The 21107-nt window shown below is 63.7% G+C and carries 16 protein-coding genes; 9 read left to right on the forward strand and 7 right to left on the reverse strand.

Features of this window, described 5'->3' with window-relative positions; genetic code table 11:
- Nucleotides 1-84 precede the first annotated feature (84 nt).
- A complete protein-coding gene (locus OUZ30_RS08430; RefSeq protein WP_266181780.1) occupies nucleotides 85-1761 on the forward strand; it encodes an amidohydrolase in 1677 nt (558 codons plus the stop codon).
- Nucleotides 1762-1919: 158 nt separating this feature from the next.
- Here the strand turns inward: OUZ30_RS08430 and OUZ30_RS08435 are convergent, their stop codons facing one another.
- The gene (locus OUZ30_RS08435; protein WP_266181781.1) at nucleotides 1920-2504 is read right to left on the reverse strand and encodes an FMN-dependent NADH-azoreductase; all 585 of its coding nucleotides are present in this window, start codon (nucleotides 2502-2504) and stop codon (nucleotides 1920-1922) included.
- Nucleotides 2505-2618: 114 nt separating this feature from the next.
- On the opposite strand from OUZ30_RS08435, the gene OUZ30_RS08440 reads away from it, so the two are divergent.
- From OUZ30_RS08440 to OUZ30_RS08450, 3 genes are all read left to right on the forward strand, one after another.
- Nucleotides 2619-3572 (forward strand): LysR substrate-binding domain-containing protein, encoded by a 954-nt coding sequence (locus OUZ30_RS08440; RefSeq protein WP_266181782.1) that lies wholly within the window; start codon nucleotides 2619-2621, stop codon nucleotides 3570-3572.
- 66 nt (nucleotides 3573-3638) lie between these two features.
- Nucleotides 3639-4784 (forward strand): pyridoxal phosphate-dependent aminotransferase, encoded by a 1146-nt coding sequence (locus OUZ30_RS08445; protein ID WP_266181783.1) that lies wholly within the window; start codon nucleotides 3639-3641, stop codon nucleotides 4782-4784.
- Entirely contained in the window at nucleotides 4772-5575 is an 804-nt protein-coding gene (locus OUZ30_RS08450; RefSeq protein ID WP_266181784.1) for an amidohydrolase, read from the forward strand. The genes OUZ30_RS08445 and OUZ30_RS08450 overlap by 13 nt, the downstream gene beginning before the upstream one ends.
- Nucleotides 5576-5727: 152 nt before the next feature.
- On the opposite strand, the gene arsC is transcribed toward OUZ30_RS08450, so the two are convergent.
- The 4 genes from arsC to OUZ30_RS08470 are packed head-to-tail and all read right to left on the reverse strand — an operon-like array spanning nucleotide 5728 to nucleotide 9477.
- The gene (gene arsC / locus OUZ30_RS08455; RefSeq protein ID WP_266181785.1) at nucleotides 5728-6075 is read right to left on the reverse strand and encodes an arsenate reductase (glutaredoxin); all 348 of its coding nucleotides are present in this window, start codon (nucleotides 6073-6075) and stop codon (nucleotides 5728-5730) included.
- Between the two features lie 14 nt (nucleotides 6076-6089).
- Nucleotides 6090-7640: a pseudouridine synthase gene (locus OUZ30_RS08460; protein WP_266181786.1), complete on the reverse strand. Its 1551-nt coding sequence runs from the start codon at nucleotides 7638-7640 to the stop codon at nucleotides 6090-6092.
- Entirely contained in the window at nucleotides 7637-8512 is an 876-nt protein-coding gene (gene scpB, locus OUZ30_RS08465) for an SMC-Scp complex subunit ScpB (protein ID WP_266181787.1), read from the reverse strand. The genes OUZ30_RS08460 and scpB overlap by 4 nt, the downstream gene beginning before the upstream one ends.
- Nucleotides 8513-8571: 59 nt before the next feature.
- Nucleotides 8572-9477 carry a segregation and condensation protein A gene (locus OUZ30_RS08470; RefSeq protein WP_425601485.1) on the reverse strand — a complete coding sequence of 302 codons (906 nt, stop codon included), beginning with the start codon at nucleotides 9475-9477 and terminating at the stop codon, nucleotides 8572-8574.
- 472 nt (nucleotides 9478-9949) lie between these two features.
- Between OUZ30_RS08470 and dinB the strand changes: the two genes are divergently transcribed.
- Both dinB and OUZ30_RS08480 read left to right on the forward strand, forming a co-directional pair.
- Nucleotides 9950-11125 (forward strand): DNA polymerase IV, encoded by a 1176-nt coding sequence (gene dinB / locus OUZ30_RS08475; RefSeq protein WP_266181789.1) that lies wholly within the window; start codon nucleotides 9950-9952, stop codon nucleotides 11123-11125.
- Between the two features lie 97 nt (nucleotides 11126-11222).
- Nucleotides 11223-11594: a PilZ domain-containing protein gene (locus tag OUZ30_RS08480; protein ID WP_266151387.1), complete on the forward strand. Its 372-nt coding sequence runs from the start codon at nucleotides 11223-11225 to the stop codon at nucleotides 11592-11594.
- Nucleotides 11595-11668: 74 nt separating this feature from the next.
- Here OUZ30_RS08480 and OUZ30_RS08485 read toward each other — a convergent pair whose 3' ends face one another.
- Nucleotides 11669-13357, reverse strand: coding sequence for an AMP-binding protein (locus OUZ30_RS08485; RefSeq protein WP_266181790.1), 1689 nt, complete (start codon nucleotides 13355-13357; stop codon nucleotides 11669-11671).
- A gap of 137 nt (nucleotides 13358-13494) precedes the next feature.
- On the opposite strand from OUZ30_RS08485, the gene OUZ30_RS08490 reads away from it, so the two are divergent.
- The gene (locus tag OUZ30_RS08490; protein ID WP_266181791.1) at nucleotides 13495-13938 is read left to right on the forward strand and encodes a phosphoheptose isomerase family protein; all 444 of its coding nucleotides are present in this window, start codon (nucleotides 13495-13497) and stop codon (nucleotides 13936-13938) included.
- A gap of 184 nt (nucleotides 13939-14122) precedes the next feature.
- On the opposite strand, the gene acnA is transcribed toward OUZ30_RS08490, so the two are convergent.
- Entirely contained in the window at nucleotides 14123-16873 is a 2751-nt protein-coding gene (acnA, locus tag OUZ30_RS08495; protein ID WP_266181792.1) for an aconitate hydratase AcnA, read from the reverse strand.
- A gap of 406 nt (nucleotides 16874-17279) precedes the next feature.
- Between acnA and OUZ30_RS08500 the strand changes: the two genes are divergently transcribed.
- Both OUZ30_RS08500 and OUZ30_RS08505 read left to right on the forward strand, forming a co-directional pair.
- Nucleotides 17280-19871, forward strand: a complete 2592-nt coding sequence (locus OUZ30_RS08500) for a bifunctional aconitate hydratase 2/2-methylisocitrate dehydratase (protein WP_266181793.1) — start codon at nucleotides 17280-17282, stop codon at nucleotides 19869-19871.
- 92 nt (nucleotides 19872-19963) lie between these two features.
- A complete protein-coding gene (locus OUZ30_RS08505; RefSeq protein ID WP_266181794.1) occupies nucleotides 19964-20875 on the forward strand; it encodes a LysR family transcriptional regulator in 912 nt (303 codons plus the stop codon).
- The last annotated feature ends 232 nt before the right edge of the window (nucleotides 20876-21107 follow it).

Genomic DNA, 21107 nt, shown 5'->3' on the forward strand with positions numbered 1-21107 from the left:
GTGCTGGCTCGTTGTTGCACGGCCGCTTGTCTGAATCGCGTGGGCTAGGCAAAGTCGCCAGACGTTTCGTGAGGGAACCTGCCCATGCGCTTGTCGCTTCGTTGCTCTTCGATCGCCTTGCTGGCCTTGGCTGCCCTGCCGCTGCAGGCCGCCACCTTGCTGGTCAACGCGCATATCCACACCATGGACCCCGCGCAGCCGGAAGCCACGGCGCTAGCCTGGGGCAACGATGGCCGCCTGCTTGCCGTGGGCGAGGCGACTGACCTGCAGACGCGCTATCCCGATGCTGGCAAGGTCGATGCGAAAGGGGCCACGGTCATCCCGGGTCTGATTGACGCCCATGGCCACATGCTGGGTCTTGGCGTTACGCACATCCAGGTAGATCTGGTGGGCACGAGTTCCAAGGCGCAGATACTCGATCGCCTAAAGGCCTTTGCTGCCAGGTTGCCCAAGGACGCGTGGCTGGTCGGGCGTGGCTGGGACCAGAACCACTGGGCCGGCAAACAGTTCCCCACGGCGGCGGATCTGGACGGGCTATTTCCCGATCGACCGGTCTATCTGGAACGCATTGATGGCCATGCTGTCTGGGTCAATTCCGCGGCCATGAAGCGGGCGACGAAGTCGCTCGATGGCGACTGGCAGCCCGAAGGCGGTCGCATTCTGCGTGTAGGTCAGAAGGCCAGCGGCGTGCTGGTGGATGGCGCGCAGCACCTGGTTGGCGACGCGATTCCACCGTTGACTCACGCGCAGACCCGCGACGCCTACAAGGCCGCCTTCGCGGACGCTGTGGCGGCCGGCTTGACTGGCGTGCATGATCCCGGCGTCAGCCTCGATGATTTCAAGGTGCTGCAGGAAATGGCCGCGGCGAACGAAATTCCGCTGCGTCTCTACGAGATGGCCGACGGCAACCATGCCGCACTCGACTGGCTCTGCGCGCAAGGCGGTCATTGGACGGATGCCGGCGGGCGTTTGCAGATGCGTACGGTGAAGCTCTACATGGATGGTGCCTTGGGTAGTCGTGGCGCGGCGTTGTTGGACGACTACAAGGACGATCACGGCAACCGCGGCATCCTGGTCACGTCGCCCGATGCTTATCGCACCGCCGTCGACAAGGCACATCGCTGCCATGTCCAGGTGGCGACGCATGCCATCGGCGACCGTGGCAACCGCATGGTGCTCGATACCTACCAGGCGGTGCTGGGTGACGATGCTAAAAGCGATCACCGCTGGCGCGTCGAGCACGCGCAGATCGTCGCACTCGACGACATCCCGCGTTTCGCGCAACTGCGGCTGATCGCCTCGATGCAACCGACCCATGCCACGTCCGACATGCCGTGGGCCGAGCAGCGTCTGGGTGCCGAACGGCTGAAGGGTGCCTACGCGTGGCAGCGTTTCATCCATGAGAGTGTGCCGCTGGCGTTCGGCTCCGACTTTCCCGTGGAGCACGTCAACCCGATGCTGGGCATCTATGCAGCCGTGACCCGCCAGGATCTCAAAGGGCAGCCGCCCGGTGGCTGGCTGCCGGATCAGCGCGTCAGTCGCAACGAAGCATTGGCCGGCTTTACCCGCGGAGCGGCCTATGCAGGCTTTATGGAAAACGACGTGGGCATGCTCAAGCCGGGCATGCGCGCGGACTTCGTCTTGCTGGACGGTGACCCGATGACGGTGCCGCCACGGCAGCTTGCCGATCTGAAACCGCTGAGCACCTGGGTGGATGGCAAGGCGGTTTATAGAGCGGAAAAGACCAACGCCGCGCAGTGACGCGCGGCGTTGGCTTAGCCTTTCCCTCGCCCCTCTGGGGAGAGGGAAAGGTGAGGGGACAATCTTGCGATAGGGCTAACTTACAAGCAGGCTTCGCTTAGCGCGAGCACCCACTCCTCACCTCGGTCCTCTCCCCGGAGGGGAGAGGAAGCAGGAGCTTAAGCGGCCTTGCGGGCAACCACACCGATCGAGGCGTGAGCCGACTTCAGCGATTCAGCCTTGTTGTCATCGCTAATCGCCACGCCTTCGGCACGCACGAACTCGATGTCGGTGACGCCGAGGAAACCGAACACGGCGCGCAGGTAGGTTTCCTGGAAGTCGAACGGCTGGGCGGCGCTGCCTTCGCTATAGATGCCGCCGCGGCTCGAGGCGATGATCACGCGCTTGCCACCGGCCAGGCCTTCCGGACCGTTGGGGCCGTATTGGAACGTCTTGCCTGCCACGGCAATGCGATCGATCCAGGCCTTGAGCTGGCTGGGGATCGAGAAGTTGTACATCGGTGCACCGATGACCACCACGTCGGCGGCGAGGAAGTCATCCATCATCTGAGCGCCGAGCACGGTGCTTGGATCGCTGGCGTCGGAGACGGGGGTCCAGTGCGAAAGCGGGTTGGCCACCAGGTCGTGGTAGACCACTTCGGTGCCGGGCTGGCTGCGGGTGAGTTCGGCTACGATGGCGGCGGTCAGACCACGTGAAACAGAGTGGCCACCCAGGGCGCTGGCGTCGAGATGCAACAGTTTCATGGTGTTTCCTCAGTGACGGGCCGGGTCTACCGGCGACCGAGCTAAGGTACATTCGCGACAATTCGCTGATAAGTCGGGTAAAGTTGAACGTATTGTTCCATCAAGGAAACGGTGATGACGGTGTTGGATGGCGCCCTGCAGGACCTCAACGACCTGTACTTCTTCGCGGCCGTGGTCGAACACGGCGGTTTCTCCGCTGCCGGCCGGGCCTTGGGCATCCCCAAATCGCGCCTGAGCAAGCGCATTGCGCAGCTGGAAGAACGCCTGGGCGTGCGGTTGCTGCAACGGACGACCCGTCGTTTCGTGGTCACGGAAGTCGGCGAGCGCTTCTATGGCCACTGCCGCGCTGTGCTGGAAGAGGCGAGGGCAGCCCAGGACGCGGTCGACGAGTTGCGCTCCGAACCACGCGGCGTGGTGCGGGTGAGCTGCCCGGTATCCCTGGTGCAGTCGGTGCTGGCTCATATCCTGCCTGATTTCCTGGCGCAACACCCCAAGATGCAGGTACGCCTGCAAGCTACCGATCGTCGCGTCGATGTGATCGGCGAAGGCTTCGATGTGGCGATCCGCGTTCGCAGCAAGCTGGATACCGATGCCACCCTGGTCATGCGCACGTTTGGTCAGTCGCGCGTGTTGCCGGTGGCGAGCCCCGACCTGCTCAAGCGGCACGGTCGTCCGCACATTCCCGCGGACCTGTCCGGACTACCGGCCCTGACCATGAGCGAGCATGAAGGTGCGCAGAGCTGGGAGCTGCTCGATGCACAGGGTGAGCGCGTCGTGGTCGACATCCAGCCGCGCCTGATCTGTGGCGATTTCGCCGCGCTGCTGGCGTGTGCGAAGCGCGGCATCGGTGTCACCCTGCTGCCCGAGTTCGTCTGTGGGCCCGCGGTATCGCGCGGCGAGCTGGAAGTGGTGTTGCCCGAATGGAGCGTGCCACAGGGCACCATGCATTTCGTCTACCCCAGCCGCCGCGGCTTGCTGCCGGGCGTGCGCGCTTTCGTCGATTTCCTGGCCGAACAGTTGCCCGATGCCGTGCGCCGCAATCACGAGGAATGCAGCAAGTTCGTCTAGTTCTGTGAGAAGTGCGCAGCCGTGCTGCGTGCTAGCATCTTATTTAGCCATCCAGACATCCGAATCATGCATATCGATACCAAGCTTCCGAAAGTAGGGACTACCATCTTCAGCGTCATGAGTCAGCTGGCGATGGAGCACAAGGCTGTCAACCTTGGGCAGGGATTCCCGGATTTCGAACCGCCGCAGCCGCTACGCGATGCCATCACCCGGGCCATGAGCGAAGGGCGCAATCAATATGCGCCGGGCATCGGCTTGCCGACGCTGCGCGAACAAATCGCGCTCAAGACCGAGCGCATGTACGGTCGAAAGATCAGTGCCGATAGCGACGTCACCGTGACGTCGGGCGCAACCGAAGCGCTGTTCGCCGCCATTGCAGCGGTCGTGCGGGCGGGCGACGAAGTGATTGTGTTCGATCCGGCCTATGACAGCTACGAGCCGGCGATCGAGCTGCAGGGCGCGCGTGCAGTGCATATCCCGCTGGTCGCGCCGGCCTTCTCGGTCGATTGGCAGCGTGTGCGCGATGCGGTAACGTCCAAGACGCGCATGATCCTGATCAACAGCCCGCATAACCCGACGGGTGCGGTGCTGTCGTCTGCCGATCTGGAAGAGCTTGCGGCGATCGTGCGCAATACCGAGATCGTGGTGTTATCGGACGAAGTGTACGAACACATCGTGTACGACGGCGCCCAGCACGAGAGCGTGTTGCGTCATCCGGAACTGGCCGAGCGCAGCTTCGTGGTGTCGTCATTCGGCAAGACCTATCACTGCACCGGTTGGAAACTGGGCTATGCGGTGGCGCCCAAGGCGCTGTCGGCGGAGTTCCGCAAAGTGCATCAATACCTCACGTTCTGCACGTTCCATCCTGCCCAGGTCGCGTTTGCCGAGTTCATGGCGAGCACGCCGGAGCATTACCTGGAGCTGCCGGCGTTCTACCAGGCCAAGCGCGACAGCTTCCGCGAATTGATCAAGCCGTCGCGGCTGAAGCTGCTCGACGTGCCGGGTGGTTATTTTCAGTTGGTGGACTACTCGGCCATTAGCAATCAGGACGACATCGCATTTAGCGAGTGGTTGGTGAAGGAAGGTGGCGTAGCGGCGATTCCGTTGACGCCGTTCTATGACGTCGCGCCGGGCACGCATCTGCTGCGCCTGTGTTTTGCCAAGAGCGATGCCACCATGGAAGCAGCCGCGGAGCGTCTATGCAAACTCTAAGAGTCAGCCTGGTGCAGGGCGCGACGCGTTGGCATGACGCGCCGGCCAATCGCGCCTACTACGGTGAGCTGGTGCGGCGAGTGGCAGGAAAGACCGACCTGATCGTGCTGCCGGAGACGTTCATGTCCGGCTTCAGCAACGACATCCGCGCCAGCGCCGAGACGATGGAAGGCGAAGGGGTGGCGTGGATGCGGGCTTTGGCATCCGAGGTCGACGCTGTGCTGTGCGGCAGTCTCGCCATCCTCGAGGGCGGGACCGTGTACAACCGCCTGATCTGGGCGCGACCCGACGGCAGCTACGCGCAGTACGACAAGCGCCATCTGTTCCGCATGGCCGGCGAGCACACGCGGTACGGTGGCGGCAACGAGCGGCTCATTGTCGAGCTCAAAGGCTGGCGCATCCTGCCGCAGGTTTGCTACGACTTGCGTTTTCCCGTGTGGTTGCGCAACGGTCGCCGCGCCGAGGCAACCGGCGGCATGGACTACGACCTTGCGCTGTTCGTGGCGAACTGGCCGGCGCCGCGTCGGCAGCCATGGCGCACGCTGCTGCGCGCACGAGCGATCGAGAATCTCAGCTACGTGGTAGGTCTCAACCGCGTGGGCGTGGATGGCAACGATCTGCCCTATGCCGGTGACAGCGCGGTGCTCGATGTGGTCGGCGAGCCCCTGGTCGAGCTCGGCTCGCAAGAACAAGTCGTCACGGTCACGGTCGATCCAGCCCCGCTGCTCGCGCATCGCGAGCGATTCCCTGCATGGATGGATGCCGATCGCTTTACGCTGGACGCGGACTGAAGCATCTGTCGCGCGCCTCCCTCTGACGTCCGCCATAGAGCGCTTGTGGAATGGTGATTCGTCGCGATGCGACCTAGCATTTGCATCGAGCGGGTGAAACAGGGGAGAAGGCACGAAGGCCGCCGAGGGGGCGGCCTTCGTTGGTTTTTGTTCTAAAGAATCGCCAGTACCGCTTCGGGTGGACGGCCAATAACGGCCTTGCCGTTGGCAACCACGATAGGGCGTTCGATCAGTCGCGGGTGACTGGCCAGGATAGCGATCAGCGACGTGTCATCGAGCGAGGGGTCATCCAGGCCCAGCTCGCTGTACTCCGGCTCGCCCTTGCGCATCAAGTCACGCGGCGTCATGCCGAGCATGTCCAGCAACTGCGTCAGCTCGGCCGAGCTGGGCGGTGTGTCGAGGTAGTTGATCACCTCGCACACCTGGCCTTGCGCCTCGAGTAGCGCCAAGGTTGCGCGCGATTTCGAGCAGCGATGGTTGTGGTAGATGCGTACCGTCATGGTTTACCGTTGGCTCAGCGGTTGCCGCTGCGGTTGCCGCCGCGATTGCCACCGCCGCCGCCGTGCGGACGTCCACCGCCACCACCACCGCCATGCGGACGCGGGCCACCACCGCCACCACCCTGGGGACGACTACCGCCGCGCGATTGCGGTCGGCCGCCTTGTCCCTGACCGGGACGGCTACCCGGCTTGCCGCCGCGATTGCCGCTAGCGTTGCCGGCGCCACCGCCGCCGCTGTAAGGGCTGGTTCCGCGCCCCTCGGCCGCGCCGCGACCACCACCAAACGACCTGCCGCCTTCAGCGGGGCGTCCACCGTAGGGCTTGTTGCCGCCTTCGGCCGAGCGGGCGCCGAACGGCTTGCCGCCGCCAGGACCGCGACGGTTGCCAGCGCCTGCACCAGGGCCGGCGGGGCCGCCGCTGCGGCCGCCTTCACGGCTTTCGCCCGCAAACCAGGTGCGCACCGAAGGCAACTCCTGGCCGGGGGCAACGCCACGCCTGCTCTTGTTGCGCTGCATGGTATTGCCCGAGCGCTCGGGGCGTGCGACGTTGCCGTCCACTTCCTTGCCGCCCGGGCGACGGCGCTGCTGCTTGCCGCGCGCGGGTTCCTCGCGAATACGGTCGTAGGCGCGCAGTTCGCGGGCCTCGTCCTGATAACCAGAGCTGTAGCCACCGGTGGCGCCACGCTCGGGGCGGTACTCGGTGACATTGCGCGGCGCACGGCGCTGGTGCAGCACCGGGCTCAAGGTGAGTACCGGTTGCGGTGCGCCCAGACCCGTGGTCTTGCGCAGTTCCTTGACCGACTCCTCGCCGAGCGCTTCGCAATCACCGCGGCGTAGAGTGCGGGGTAGTTCGATGCTGCCGTAGCGGATGCGCTTGAGGCGGCTGACCAGGAAACCCTGGGAGTCCCACAGTCGACGCACTTCGCGGTTGCGGCCTTCGCGGATCACCACGCGGAACCAGCTATGGCTGCCGCCGCGGCTGATCACGGCGATCTCGTCGAAGCGTGCGGGGCCGTCTTCCAGCTCCACGCCGGCCTTCAGCTTTTCGATGATTTCGTCGGGCACTTCGCCGTGGACGCGACAGAGGTATTCGCGCTCAAGCCCGCTCTTGGGGTGCATCAGTGCATTGGCCAGCTCGCCATCGGTGGTGAGCAGCAGCAGGCCGGTGGTGTTGATGTCCAGGCGGCCTACGGCAACCCAGCGCGCACCCTTCAGGCGCGGCAGCTGTTCGAACACGGTGGGGCGGCCTTCGGGATCCTCGCGCGTGGTCACCACGCCTTCGGGCTTGTGATAGACCAGCACTTCGGTCTCGTCGCGATTGTCGGTAGCGACGATGAACTGCTTGCCGTCCAGCACCACGCGGTCGCCGGCATGCACGCCGGCGCCAATGGTGGCGGGTGCGCCATTCAATTCAACTTCACCCGCCTGAATGCGCTGCTCCAGCATGCGACGCGAGCCGAGGCCGGCGTTGGCCAGCACCTTGTGCAGGCGCTCTTCAAGCGCGGGGGCGGCGTCTTCGCGCGGGGTGCGCTTAAGGGTCAAAACGGATTTTTGCGGCGCAGTCATGCGCGGTACTCCTCAGTGTCTTGCGTGGCGTCGCCGTGGTCGGCGTCCGCGCGGGTCGCTGCCTCGTCGGCAGTGTCAGTCGGTGATACGGCGTGCGTGGCATCGCCGGGTTCGGATGATGCGCTGGCAACGTCAAGGGTCAGCGCTTGTTCTTCGGAAGGTGCTTCGATAACGGCTGGCGCCTGGGCCTCGTCGTTATCGGTGGATTCGGATGTTTGGTGGGCGACAGCTTCGGCTTCTTCACCCGCTACCACCAGGGGTTCGTTCTCTTCGTCCGGATCGATCGGCAGGTCGCGCACGATACGGGCGGGGAGCGGGTTCTGGTCGATCCGCATCTGCGGGTCTTCCATGTCGCGGATTTCAGAAAGCGCCGGCAGTTCGTCCAGCGATTTCAGATTGAAGTAGTCGAGAAAAGCACGGGTGGTGCCGAACAGCGCGGGCTTGCCAGGAACGTCCCGGTAGCCGACCACGCGGATCCATTCGCGCTCTTCCATGGTCTTGATGATGCTGGAGGACACCACGACGCCACGGATCTGTTCGATCTCCGGGCGGGTGATCGGCTGGCGGTAAGCGATCAAGGCCAGCGTTTCCAGCAGGGCTCGCGAATAACGGCTCGGCCGTTCAGTCCACATCTTCGAGAGCCACTGATGCATGTCCTGGCGGACCTGGTAGCGGAAGCCGGAAGCCACCTCTTGCAGTTCCACGCCGCGACCGGTGCAGTCTTCAGCCAGCGCTTCCAGCGCCTTGGCCACCTCGTCGCGACCGACCTCGTCCTCCTCGCCGAACAGCTCCAGCAACTGGGGGATGGTCATGGGCTGCGTCGTCGCCAGCAGCGCCGCCTCGATAATGGGTTTGAGTTGCTCGATCTGCATTTAGAGCGTGGCTCTCAGGTCGTATGCGGATTCATGGGGGGCCGGCGGATGGCTGCCGCCTATTCGGCAGCGGTTGCCGGTTCGTCGGAGATGTCTTCGACGGGCTCCTCGGCGCGTCCCATCTTGGCTCTTACGTAAATCGGCGCCAGTGATTCTTCCTGCACAATCTCCACCAGCATCTCCTTGGCCAGCTCCAGCATGGCCAGGAAGGTCACCACCACGCCCAGGCGTCCTTCGTTCACGTCGAACAGTGTCTCGAAGCGCTGGAACGTATGGTCGTCCAGCCGAGCCAGCAGTTCGCCCATGCGCTGGCGGACACTTAGCGCCTCGCGCTTGATGGCGTGATGCCCGAACAGCTCGGCGCGGTGCATCACGTCTTTCAGCGCCAGCAGCATTTCCTTGAGATCGAGCGGTGGTGGCAGCTTGATCACGTTGCGCTCGCCCACATCGGCGTGGGCCGGCGCGAAATCGCGCTCCATGCGGGGCAGGGCGTCGATGTCCTCCGCAGCCCGCTTGAAGCGCTCGTACTCCTGCAGCCGCCTGACCAGCTCGGCGCGAGGGTCTTCCTCCAGGCCTTCCTCGGCCGGCGGCCGCGGCAGCAACAGCCGCGATTTGATCTCGGCGAGTATGGCCGCCATCAACAGGTACTCGGCCGCCAGCTCCAGGCGCATCACGTCGCGCATCATGTCGATGTAGTCCATGTACTGCCGGGTGATCTCGGCGACAGGGATATCGAGAATGTCCAGGTTCTGCCGGCGGATCAAATAGAGCAAGAGATCCAGCGGTCCTTCGAAGGCTTCGAGAATGACCTCGAGCGCATCCGGCGGGATGTACAGATCCTGCGGCATCTGCAACATCGGTTCGCCGCGCACGATGGCCAGCGGCATTTCCTGCTGTTGCGGTACCGACGCAAACGCGTCTTGCGGCGCTGTGATCGCCTGAGGCTCGGTTGGCTCAGTACTCATCAATACATGTCGTTGGGCCGCCCATGACGGCTTGCGTTGCATTCAACACGTTATAGGAAACGTTCTGTCCCATCGGCATTCGTTCGACGAATGTCCCCGCCCGGATCGCGGCCACTGGCTGGCAATCCTTTGAAGCTAACTTGCGCGATGCCTAGCCGGTGCGCCTCGCGTCACCGCCACGGGCATGCATGATGAAATCGCGCCATTCGCGTTTCGACCAGGCTGACCGTGAACGACCTTTGAGCGGCTCCGGCGCGTAAGAATCACGGCAAAGACGCAAGCCAAAACGTGACGAAACCCGCGTCATTGGCTCCCAATAGGTCGGCTGAGTGCATCGGGATGGGGGGGCCGTTGCGGTCGATCTTGGCCGATCGTGCGGCGCACCCGTGGACCTTTGCGAGACCAAGATTAGCCGCTGTCAGCCGGCAAGTCCAGTACACGTAGGGCCCGCCAGGCGTCAAAATAGCAAGTCATGCCGATGACCCAACGCGCGATCATTCATGTTGATATGGACGCCTTCTATGCGGCGGTGGAGCAGCTCGACCGTCCGGAGCTGCGTGGCTGCCCGGTGATCGTTGCGGGCCTGGGCCCGCGCGGGGTTGTGTCTACCTGCAGCTATGAAGCGCGCCGATTTGGCGTGCGTTCGGCCATGCCCACGGCGCAAGCGCGGCGGTTGTGCCCTGATGGCTACTATCTGCGGCCCCGCCTGGACCGCTACGAGGCCATCTCGGATCAGATCTTCGACATCTTCCACGAGGTGACGCCGATGGTCGAAGGGCTGTCGCTGGACGAGGCGTTTCTTGATGTGAGCGCCAGCTTGCGGCTGTTGGGGCCGATCGAGGTGATCGCGCGTCGCATCAAGGGCGCAATCCTGGAGCGCACCCAGTTGGTGGCTTCCGTGGGCATGGGGCCCAACAAGCTGTTGGCCAAGCTGGCGAGTGAGCTGTCCAAACCTGACGGCTTCCACGGCATTTCTTTCGATCTGGCCGCGTCTGAGCTCGCACCGTTACCGGTGGGGCGCTTGTGGACCGTCGGTCGCGTGACCGAGCAGACACTACATCGCCTGGGTATCCGTACCATCGGTGAATTGGCAGCATGTGACACGGCGCGTCTTGCGGGTGCGCTGGGGCGTCAGGCCGCATCGCTGCAGGCGCTGGCGCGAGGGGAAGATGAGCGTTGCGTCGAGCCCGAGCAGGCCGAACAATCCATGGGCTCCGAACACACCTTTGATATCGATTTGACGGATAAGGTGCTGGCCGAATCGTGGTTGCTGCGGCAGTGTGAGCGTATTGCCGCGCGTGCGCGGTGGCGCGGGTTGCAAGGGCGCACGGTCACGCTGAAACTACGAGAGCCGCCGTTTGTCACACATACTCGTCAGGCGCAAATGCACGCAACGAGTGCGTCTGCCAGCGAGATCTATGGCGTGGCACGACGCTTGCTAGAGGTTTGGTGGCAGGCGCAATCGCGACCGCGCCTGCGCCTTCTGGGTGTCAGTCTTTCCGGCTTTGGAGAGCAACGGCAGGGCGACATGTTCAGCGCGGCGCCGAAAGGGCGCGTGACGGACGAGGTGCAGGATCGCGTCAATTTGCGTTTCGGTTCGGGCAGTCTGGTGCGAGCCGGGGTGTTGCGGGCGCGCAAGCAGGATTGAAGTTGTAGCGGAGCGCTCCACATCGACAGGGTGGGGTGGTTTCAGGAAGAACGTGATAGCACCACGATGCGCGTGGCGCGGGGAGAGGACACCAAGTATGAGCAGAGCGGAAGACAACGCCAGGAACGGCTCCGATCCGGAGCAGTTGCGACCGGCGCGGATGCGTATCGAAACCACGGTACTGATGAGCCGTGTCGACGAATCGCATCCGACCGAACTGGTGGACATCTCCGCGACCGGGGTCTTGCTGCGTCGGCCGCTCGGCTGGCATGGCGAGATCGGCCAAAGCTGGATCCTGGACATGATCTTCGGCCACGACCTGCATATCCATCTGGAGGCGCAGGTGGCGCGGGTGTCGGAACGCCATCTGGGGTTTGCCTATACGCGCATCCCCGAGGATAAGCAGGTGCCGTTGTGGAACTTGCTGGGCGGCTATGCCGACATTCTGGAGTTGTGGAACGAAGAGTGAGCCTCCTGGCGGATGCTCCCACATGAAAACGCCCGCCGAATGGCGGGCGTTTGCTTTCCAGCCGTCGCTCAAGGTCAGCTGTGCGCGGCAGCAGGCTGCTTTTCGTCACGCAGTTCGCGACGCAGGATCTTGCCCACATTGCTCTTGGGCAGCGAGTCGCGGAACTCGATGATCTTAGGGCGCTTGTAGCCCGTGAGATTCTCCCGGCAGAACTGCTTCAGCTCCTCGACGGTCAGGTTCGGGTCCTTGCGCACCACGAACAGTTTGACCACCTCGCCGGAATGCTCGTCGGGGACGCCGACAGCCGCGACCTCGGCAACGCCCGGGTGCTGCATGACGATGTCCTCGACCTCATTCGGATACACGTTGAAGCCGGACACCAGGATCATGTCCTTCTTGCGGTCGACGATATAGAAGTAGCCGTTCTCGTCCATCCGGGCGATGTCGCCGGTATGCAGCCAGCCATCCGGTGTAAGTACCTTGGCGGTTTCGTCCGGACGCTGCCAGTAGCCCTTCATCACCTGCGGGCCACTCACCATCAGCTCGCCCACCTCGCCCTGCGGCAGCGGCAGGCCGTCCTCGGACCAGATGGCGACATCGGTGGACGGAATGGGCAGGCCGATCGAGGCGTTGTAGGCCTTCAGGTCCAGCGGATTCATGCATGCCGCCGGCGACGTTTCGGTGAGTCCGTACGCCTCCACCAGGGTGACGCCCGTCACCTTCTTCCAGCGCTCGGCCACGGCGCGCTGCACCGCCATCCCTCCACCCAGGGACAGGTGCAGGCGGGAGAAATCCAGTTCGGCGAAACCTGGCGTATTGAGCAGGCCGTTGAACAGCGTGTTGACGCCAGTGATGGCCGTGAAGCCGGACTGCTTCAGTTCCTTGACGAAGCCAGGCATGTCGCGTGGATTGGTGATCAGCCAGTTCAGCCCACCCAGGCGCATGAAGACCATGCCGTTCGCCGTCAGCGAAAAGATGTGATAGAGCGGCAGGGCGGTAATGATCACTTCCTCGCCCAGCTTGGTATTGCTGCCTACCCAGGCGCCGGCCTGCAGCATGTTGGCGATCATGTTGCCGTGCGTAAGCATGGCGCCCTTGGCCACACCGGTCGTGCCGCCGGTGTACTGCAGGAACGCGATGTCGTCGTGACTCAGTTCCACCTTGGGCAGCGGATGCTTGGCGCCGCGCGTCAGCACATCATTGAAGCGCACCGCGTGCGGCAGCTGGTACGGCGGCACCATCTTCTTGACGTACTTGAGTGCGACATTGATCAGTACACCCTTGAGGCCGAGCAGATCGCCGATACCCGTGGTGATGATGTGCTTCACTTCAGTCTCGGCCACGACCTGCTGCAAGGTGGCGGCGAAATTGTCGAGCACCACGATGGCCTTGGCGCCGGCGTCCTCAAGCTGATGCTTGAGCTCGCGCGCGGTGTACATCGGATTGGTGTTGACCACCACGAGGCCCGCGCGCAGCGCGCCGAACAAGGCAATGGGGTACTGCAACACGTTGGGCATCATGATCGCGATGCGATCACCCTTGCCGAGCTTCAGCTCGCCGGTGAGGTAGCCGGCGAACTGGCGGCTCATCTCATCGACCTGACCGTAGGTGATCTGCTTGCCGAAATTGGAGAAGGCAGGACGGTGGCTAAACCGTTCGAACGCCTCTTCGAGCACCGCTGCCACGGAGGCGTACTGATTGAAGTCGATTTGCGCGGGTACGCCTTCCGGGTAATGGGCCAGCCACGGACGCTCGATACTCATGTTGGATCCAAAGCTCCTGTATTGACCGGCCCGTTGGTGACGATAGGGCGGGTGGGGCATGATGATGTCGAGGCATTGGAGCATACGCCCGCGTATAGCAGCAAGCCGCGTTGCAGCGAGATTTTCGGAAGCCGTCGATGAGAAAAATATGGTCGAAAATGCTGTTTTGCACGGTTGTTTTGGCGGCACTGGCCGGCTGCCGATCCACGCCCAACGAGGCACTCATCCGGCAAGGCATTGAAGCAGCGGCGAATGCTGCCGAGCACGCTCACGCAGCGGCGCTTGGCGACGTGCTTAGTGAGGACTTCGACGGCAACGCGGGCGCCCTGGCGCGTAGCGACCTTCTGCAGCTGCTGCGTGCCGCCGCATTTCGCGGCGAGACGATTCATACTCTGACCGGGCCGGTCGAGATCGAACAACGTGGGGCGCGCTACGTCGCGCGCTTTACCGTCACGCTGACCAGCGGGGGCAAGCTGCTGCCTGCGCAAATGGGTGTGTACAAGGTCGAGACCGCCTGGCGGCGGGATGGGCGCGAATGGCATTGCTATTCGGCCACGTGGACGTCCGTCGGCCAGGACTGACGATGCCTCTGTAGGAGCGCACCCAGTGCGCGACCGAACGCCGAGGCGTTTACGCTCCGTCAGGGGCTTCCTTGGGGGGCAGGCTTTCGCGCACCGGGTGCGCGCCTGCAGGGGGAGCGGCCGGCGACGAAAACGCCGCGCGGTGGCGGCGTTTTCTTCAGGCGAACGGCCGTTTGCGTGAAACTCAGGCCGCCTTCTTGCTGGCGAGCTGGCGAAGCACGTATTGCAGGATGCCGCCATGGCGGAAGAACTCGCGTTCCTTCGGCGTCAGCAACAGCACCTTCACGGTGAACTCCTTCTTGCTGCCATCGGCGGCCGTCGCGGTGACCTTGGCGGTCTTCGATTCGCCACCGGCGAGACCGGTGATGTCGAAGGTCTCCTTGCCGGTAAGGCCAAGCGACTGCGCGTTCTGGCCATCCTCGAACTGGCACGGCAGCACGCCCATGCCAACCAGGTTGGAGCGATGAATGCGCTCGAAGCTCTCGGTGATCACCGCCTTCACGCCCAAGAGCAAGGTGCCCTTGGCGGCCCAGTCACGCGACGAGCCTGTGCCGTATTCCTTGCCAGCCAGCACCACCAGCGGCGTCTTCTCCGTTTTGTACTTCATGGCCGCGTCGTAGATGGCCAACTGCTCGCCCGACGGTACGTGCAGCGTGTAGCCGCCTTCGACCCCATTGAGCATCAGGTTCTTGATGCGGATGTTGGCGAAGGTGCCGCGCACCATCACGTCGTCGTTGCCCCGGCGCGAGCCGTAGGAGTTAAAGTCCTTCGGGTCCACACCCTTGGAAATCAGGAAGCGGCCCGCCGGGCTGTCCTTCTTGATCGAACCGGCAGGCGAGATGTGGTCGGTGGTGATCGAGTCGCCGAACAGGCCGAGCACACGTGCGCCATGGATGTCCTCGATGGTGCCGGGCTGCGCACTCATGCCATCGAAGTACGGCGGATTCTTGATATAGGTGGAATCGTCCCAGCGGAACAGGTCGCCGTCCGGCGAGGCGATCTGGTTCCAGCGGCTGTCGCCCTTGAAGACGTCCGCATAGTTCTTCTGGAACATTTGCGGATTGATCGCACCGGCGATGGTGTCGGAGATTTCCTTGTTGCTGGGCCAGATATCCTTCAGATACACCGGCTTGCCATCGCTGCCGGTGCCGAGGGCATCCTTGGTCAGGTCGATATCGAGCGTGCCGGCCAGTGCGTAGGCCACCACCAGCGGCGGCGAGGCCAGATAGTTCATCTTCACTTCGGGGTGCACGCGGCCTTCGAAGTTGCGGTTGCCTGACAGCACCGAGGCGACGGCAAGATCACCTTCGGCCACGCCTCGGCTGATCTCAGGCGGCAGCGGGCCGGAGTTGCCGATACACGTGGTGCAGCCATAGCCGACGATATAGAAGCCGACTTTTTCCAGTTCCTTGAGCAGGCCGGTCTTCTCAAGATAGTCGGTGACCACCAGCGAGCCCGGGCCAATCGAGGTCTTCACCCACGGCTGCGCCTTCAGCCCCCTGGCGGCGGCTTTCTTGGCGACCAGGCCGGCGCCGAGCATGACCGCCGGGTTGGACGTATTGGTGCACGAGGTAATCGCGGCAATGACGACTGCACCGTCGCCCAGCTTGAAACTCTCGCCATGCATCTCGACGCGCACACCGGTATCCGTGATGTCGTTGGCCGGGTTGCCGATGGCGGTTGCACCACCTTCATTGGCGAAGTTCGCGGTGTCGCCATTCCTCGGCTTGCGGTTGGCGGTTAGCGGGCCGACGGCGTCTTTGAAGCTCTTCTGCACGCCTTCGAGCAACACGCGATCCTGCGGGCGCTTCGGGCCAGCCAACGAGGGCCTTACATCGGCCAGATCCAGCTCCAGCGTGGTGCTGAAGCGCGGCTCGTGCGCGTTTTCGTCATGCCACAGGCCCTGGGCCTTGGCGTAAGCCTCGACCAGGGTGATCTGCGCTTCGTCGCGGCCGGATAGACGCATATAGTTCAGCGCTTCCTGATCGACCGGGAAGATGCCGCAGGTCGCGCCATACTCCGGCGCCATATTGGCGATGGTGGCGCGATCGGCCAGCGGTAGGTGCTTGAGGCCGTCGCCGAAGAACTCGACGAACTTGCCGACCACGCCCAGCTTGCGCAGCATCTGGGTCACCGTGAGCACCAGGTCGGTGGCGGTAACACCTTCGGACAGCTTGCCCTTGAGCTTGAAGCCGACCACCTGGGGAATCAACATCGAGGACGGCTGGCCCAACATGGCTGCCTCCGCTTCGATGCCGCCGACGCCCCAGCCCAGCACGCCGATGCCATTGATCATGGTGGTATGGGAGTCGGTGCCGAACACGGTGTCCGGATAGGCCCACGCCTGGCCATCCTTCTCCGCCGTGAACACGACCCGGGCCAGATGCTCCAGGTTCACCTGATGCACGATGCCGGTACGGGGCGGCACCACTTTGAAGTTGTTGAAGGCCTTCTGGCCCCAGCGCAGGAACGAGTAGCGTTCCTGGTTGCGATGGAACTCGATCTCGACGTTTTGCTCGAGCGCCGACGCCGAGCCATAGACATCGACCTGCACCGAATGGTCGATCACCAGTTCGGCCGGGGCCAGCGGATTGATCTGGTTGGCATTACCGCCCAGCTTCACTACGGCATCGCGCATAGCGGCCAGGTCGACCACGCAGGGCACGCCCGTGAAATCCTGTAGCACCACGCGCGCCGGCATGAAGGAGATTTCAGTGTCGGGCTCGGCCTTGGCGTTCCAGTTGGCGACCGCCTCGATTTCCTTCGTGGTCACATTGAGGCCGTCCTCATGGCGCAACAGGTTTTCCAGCAGGATCTTCAGCGAATAGGGCAGGGTCTTGAGGTCGAAGCGTTGACCGAGTTTGGTCAGGCTGGCGATCTGGTAAGAGCTGCCGTTGACCTTGAGGGTGTCGCGGGTGGCGAATGAATCCAGCATGGGTAGGGCTCCTGTTGCCAAAGTCGAGCGAGCGCACGTGGCGCAGCCCAGTGATCCTAGAACAGCCAGTGTGAGCGTTATTGCAAGAAAAAAGCGTGAGTCGGGTGGGTAGCCAACAGCTTGGGGTGGGGTGCCTAGTGTGCAAGCGCCCGCCGCCGTCATTCCAGCACCACGCCATTGCAAGATTTCGAACGCTGCCGGAAGCGTTGCTTTGCGTTGCGGGCACTACCCCGCGGCTGGCAAAATAAGCGGGTTATGTGCCGCCAAAAAACGGCATCAAGGCAAGGTTTTGCGCCTTGTCGCGCGTCGGTAGCGGCCACGCGGATTCGGCTTACGCCAGCGACTCCTCGGCGCCTGTGCAAACAGACGCACGCTGCCTCTTTCGTAGTTCATCGGACGAGATCACATGCTAAACGCCTACCGCCAACATGTTGCCGAGCGCGCCGCGCTGGGTATTCCGCCGCTGCCGTTGTTGGCCCCGCAGACCGCTGACCTGATCGAGCTGCTGAAGAACCCGCCCGCGGGCGAGGAAGCCTTCCTGGTCGATCTGGTCACCCATCGCGTGCCGGCTGGCGTGGACGATGCGGCCAAGGTGAAGGCGTCGTATCTGGCGGCCGTGGCGTTCGGTACCGAGCGGTGCGCGCTGATCTCCCGCGAAAAGGCCACCGAGTTGCTGGGCACCATGCTGGGCGGCTACAACATCCATCCGCTGATCGAGCTGCTCGACGATGCGCAGGTCGGTGTGATCGCCGCCGATGCGCTCAAGAAGACCTTGCTGATGTTCGACGCCTTCCATGACGTCAAGGACAAGGCCGACAAGGGTAATGCCAACGCCAAGGGCGTGCTGCAGAGCTGGGCCGATGCCGAGTGGTTCACCAGCCGTCCGGAAGTGCCGCAGAGCCTGACCATCACCGTGTTCAAGGTGCCCGGCGAGACCAATACCGACGACCTGTCGCCAGCGCCGGATGCCACCACGCGCCCGGACATCCCGCTGCACGCGCTGGCCATGTTGAAGAACAAGCGCGACGGCGCGCCGTTCCAGCCGGAAGAAGACGGCAAGCGCGGCCCGATCCAGCAGATCCAGGATCTCACCAAGCAGGGCCATCTGGTCGCCTACGTGGGCGACGTGGTCGGCACCGGCTCCAGCCGTAAGTCGGCCACCAATTCGGTGCTGTGGTGGACCGGTGAAGATATTCCGTTCATTCCGAACAAGCGCTTCGGCGGCGTGTGCCTGGGCAGCAAGATCGCCCCGATCTTCTACAACACCATGGAAGACGCCGGCGCGCTGCCGATCGAGCTCGACGTCTCCCAGATGGAGATGGGCGATGTCGTCGAGCTGCGCCCATATGACGGCAAGGCGTTGAAGAACGGCCAGGTCATCGCCGAGTTCCAGGTGAAGTCGGACGTGCTGTTCGACGAAGTGCGCGCCGGTGGCCGCATTCCGCTGATCGTTGGCCGTGGCCTCACCGCCAAGGCGCGCGAAGCGCTGGGCCTGCCGGTGTCCACCCTGTTCCGCCTGCCGCAGCAGCCGGTCGATACGGGTAAGGGCTTCACGCTGGCGCAGAAGATGGTCGGCCGCGCCTGCGGTCTGGTGGAAGGCCAGGGCGTGCGCCCGGGTACCTATTGCGAGCCGAAGATGACCTCGGTGGGTTCGCAGGACACCACCGGTCCGATGACCCGCGACGAGCTGAAGGACCTGGCCTGCCTGGGCTTCTCCGCCGATCTGGTGATGCAGTCGTTCTGCCACACCGCGGCCTATCCGAAGCCGGTGGACGTGAAAACCCACCACACGCTGCCGGAATTCATCAGCACCCGTGGCGGCATTTCGCTGCGCCCTGGCGACGGCGTGATCCACTCCTGGCTCAACCGCATGCTGCTGCCCGACACCGTCGGTACCGGCGGCGACAGCCACACGCGTTTCCCTATCGGCATTTCGTTCCCGGCCGGCTCCGGCCTGGTGGCGTTTGCCGCTGCCACCGGTGTGATGCCGTTGGATATGCCTGAATCCGTGCTCGTGCGCTTCAAGGGCGAGTTGCAGCCGGGCGTCACCTTGCGTGACCTGGTCAACGCCATCCCGCTTTACGCCATCAAGCAGGATCTGCTCACGGTCGCCAAGCAGGGCAAGAAGAACATTTTCTCCGGTCGCATCCTGGAAATCGAAGGTCTGCCGAACCTCAAGGTGGAGCAGGCGTTCGAGCTGTCCGATGCCTCGGCCGAGCGTTCCGCTGCCGGCTGCACGGTGCACCTCGACAAGGCGCCGATCATCGAATACATCACCAGCAACATCACCCTGCTGAAGTACATGATCGCCCAGGGCTACAAGGACGCCCGCAGCTTGCAGCGCCGCATCAAGGCGATGGAAGCGTGGCTGGCCGATCCGAAGCTGATGGAGCGCGATGCCGATGCCGAATACGCCGCGGTGATCGAAATCGACCTGGCTGACGTGCACGAGCCGATCGTGGCCTGCCCGAATGACCCGGACGATGTGAAGACCTTGTCCGATGTGGCCGGCGCCACCATCGACGAAGTGTTCATCGGTTCGTGCATGACCAATATCGGACACTTCCGCGCGGCGTCGAAGCTGCTGGAAGGCAAGCGCGACATCCCGACCAAGCTGTGGGTGGCCCCGCCGACCAAGATGGACCAGCAGCAGCTGACCGAGGAAGGCCACTACGGCGTGCTCGGCACCGCCGGCGCCCGCATGGAAATGCCGGGTTGCTCGCTGTGCATGGGTAACCAGGCCCAGGTGCGCGAGGGTGCCACGGTGTTCTCCACCTCGACCCGCAACTTCCCCAACCGCCTGGGCAAGAACTCCAACGTGTACCTGGGTTCGGCCGAACTGGCCGCGATCTGCTCGCGTCTGGGTCGCATCCCGACCAAGGCGGAGTACATGACCGACGTCGGCGTGATCAACGCCAACGGGGACAAGATCTACAAGTACATGAACTTCGACCAGATCGCCGATTACCAGCAGGTCGCCGACACCGTCACCGCCTGAGTGTTGTAAAGAAAGTCCCTCGAAGCCCGGCCCTGTGCCGGGCTTCGTCGTTTATGCTTCACGATGACACAGCGAGACGACAGGCAGCACGGATGATCTCCACTCACTTATCGGTAGTCTCGCTGCGTGACCTGATGCTGGTGCAGGCCGTGCGCCGCCACGGCAGTTTCAACAGCGCGGCGCGTGCGATGCACATCAGCCCCTCTGGTCTTTCGCATCAAGTGCAAAAGGTGGAGCAGGCGCTAGGTGCGCCGCTGTTCGAGCGTGGCGGTCGGCGCGTGGTGCCGACCGCTGGCGGGCAACGCTTGCTGGAGCAGATTGACGCCGTGCTGGCTTCCGCCGAACTGTTGCAGCAGGTGGCCCGTGCGGGTGAGGTGGCCTTTGGCGGCGAGTTGCGCTTGGGTGTCCCGGCCTCGCTAGGCCCTTATCTTCTGCCGCACCTGATCGAGCCGTTTCCGCAGCACTTTCCCGGCACACGTTTGAGCCTGTCCGAAGGTAAGCCGCGTGGGTTGCTGCGACGCTTGAACGAAGGTGAGCTGGATGCTGTGCTGGCGCCGCGCGTGACGCCGCTCAGTGGTACGGCGATGCGGCCGCTGTTCTTCGAGCCGTGGGAGCTAATGCTGCGTGCCGACCATGCGCTGGCGGGCAAGCGCAGCGTCGCACTCGATCAACTCGATCCCAGTGAAGCCACCTTGATGATGGAAAGCCACGCGGATGATGTGCTCGGTGGTGGCCATGTGCAGGACGTCAGCCTGGAAAGCCTCGCGGCCCTGGTTGGCCTGCGTGGCGGCTATGCGCTGGTGCCCGCGCTCGCCCACGATCGCCTTGCGTCGATGCCGGATATCGTTCTTTCGAAGATCAAGGGGCAGGCGACGGGGCGCGAAATCGCGCTCTATTGGCGCGAGGCCTCGCCGTGGAGCAGCGACTTGCAGGCGTTTGCTTTGTTGTTGCGGCGGTTGGCGAAGCAGCGGCCGGGGTTGAAGTTGGTGGGTGAGGGCGCGTAGCGCCCTTTCGCTCTGTTCGAGCGCCGAGCCACCCGCTCTTAGCCCCTTCTCCCCTCCGGGGAGAAGGTTGGGATGAGGGGCGGGGCTTGCGATCTTGCGACAACTGAGCGTTGTGGCCAGCATGCCGCTTACGCAGCGGGCGTTTCGATCGCCTGCCGGCGCTCGAGTCACTTTTCTTTTGCTGGCCCAAAAGAAAAGTAACCCAAAGAAAATGGCCTCAAGAGCTGGTAGC

Source organism: Dyella humicola (genome assembly GCF_026283945.1).
Classification (GTDB): domain Bacteria; phylum Pseudomonadota; class Gammaproteobacteria; order Xanthomonadales; family Rhodanobacteraceae; genus Dyella; species Dyella humicola.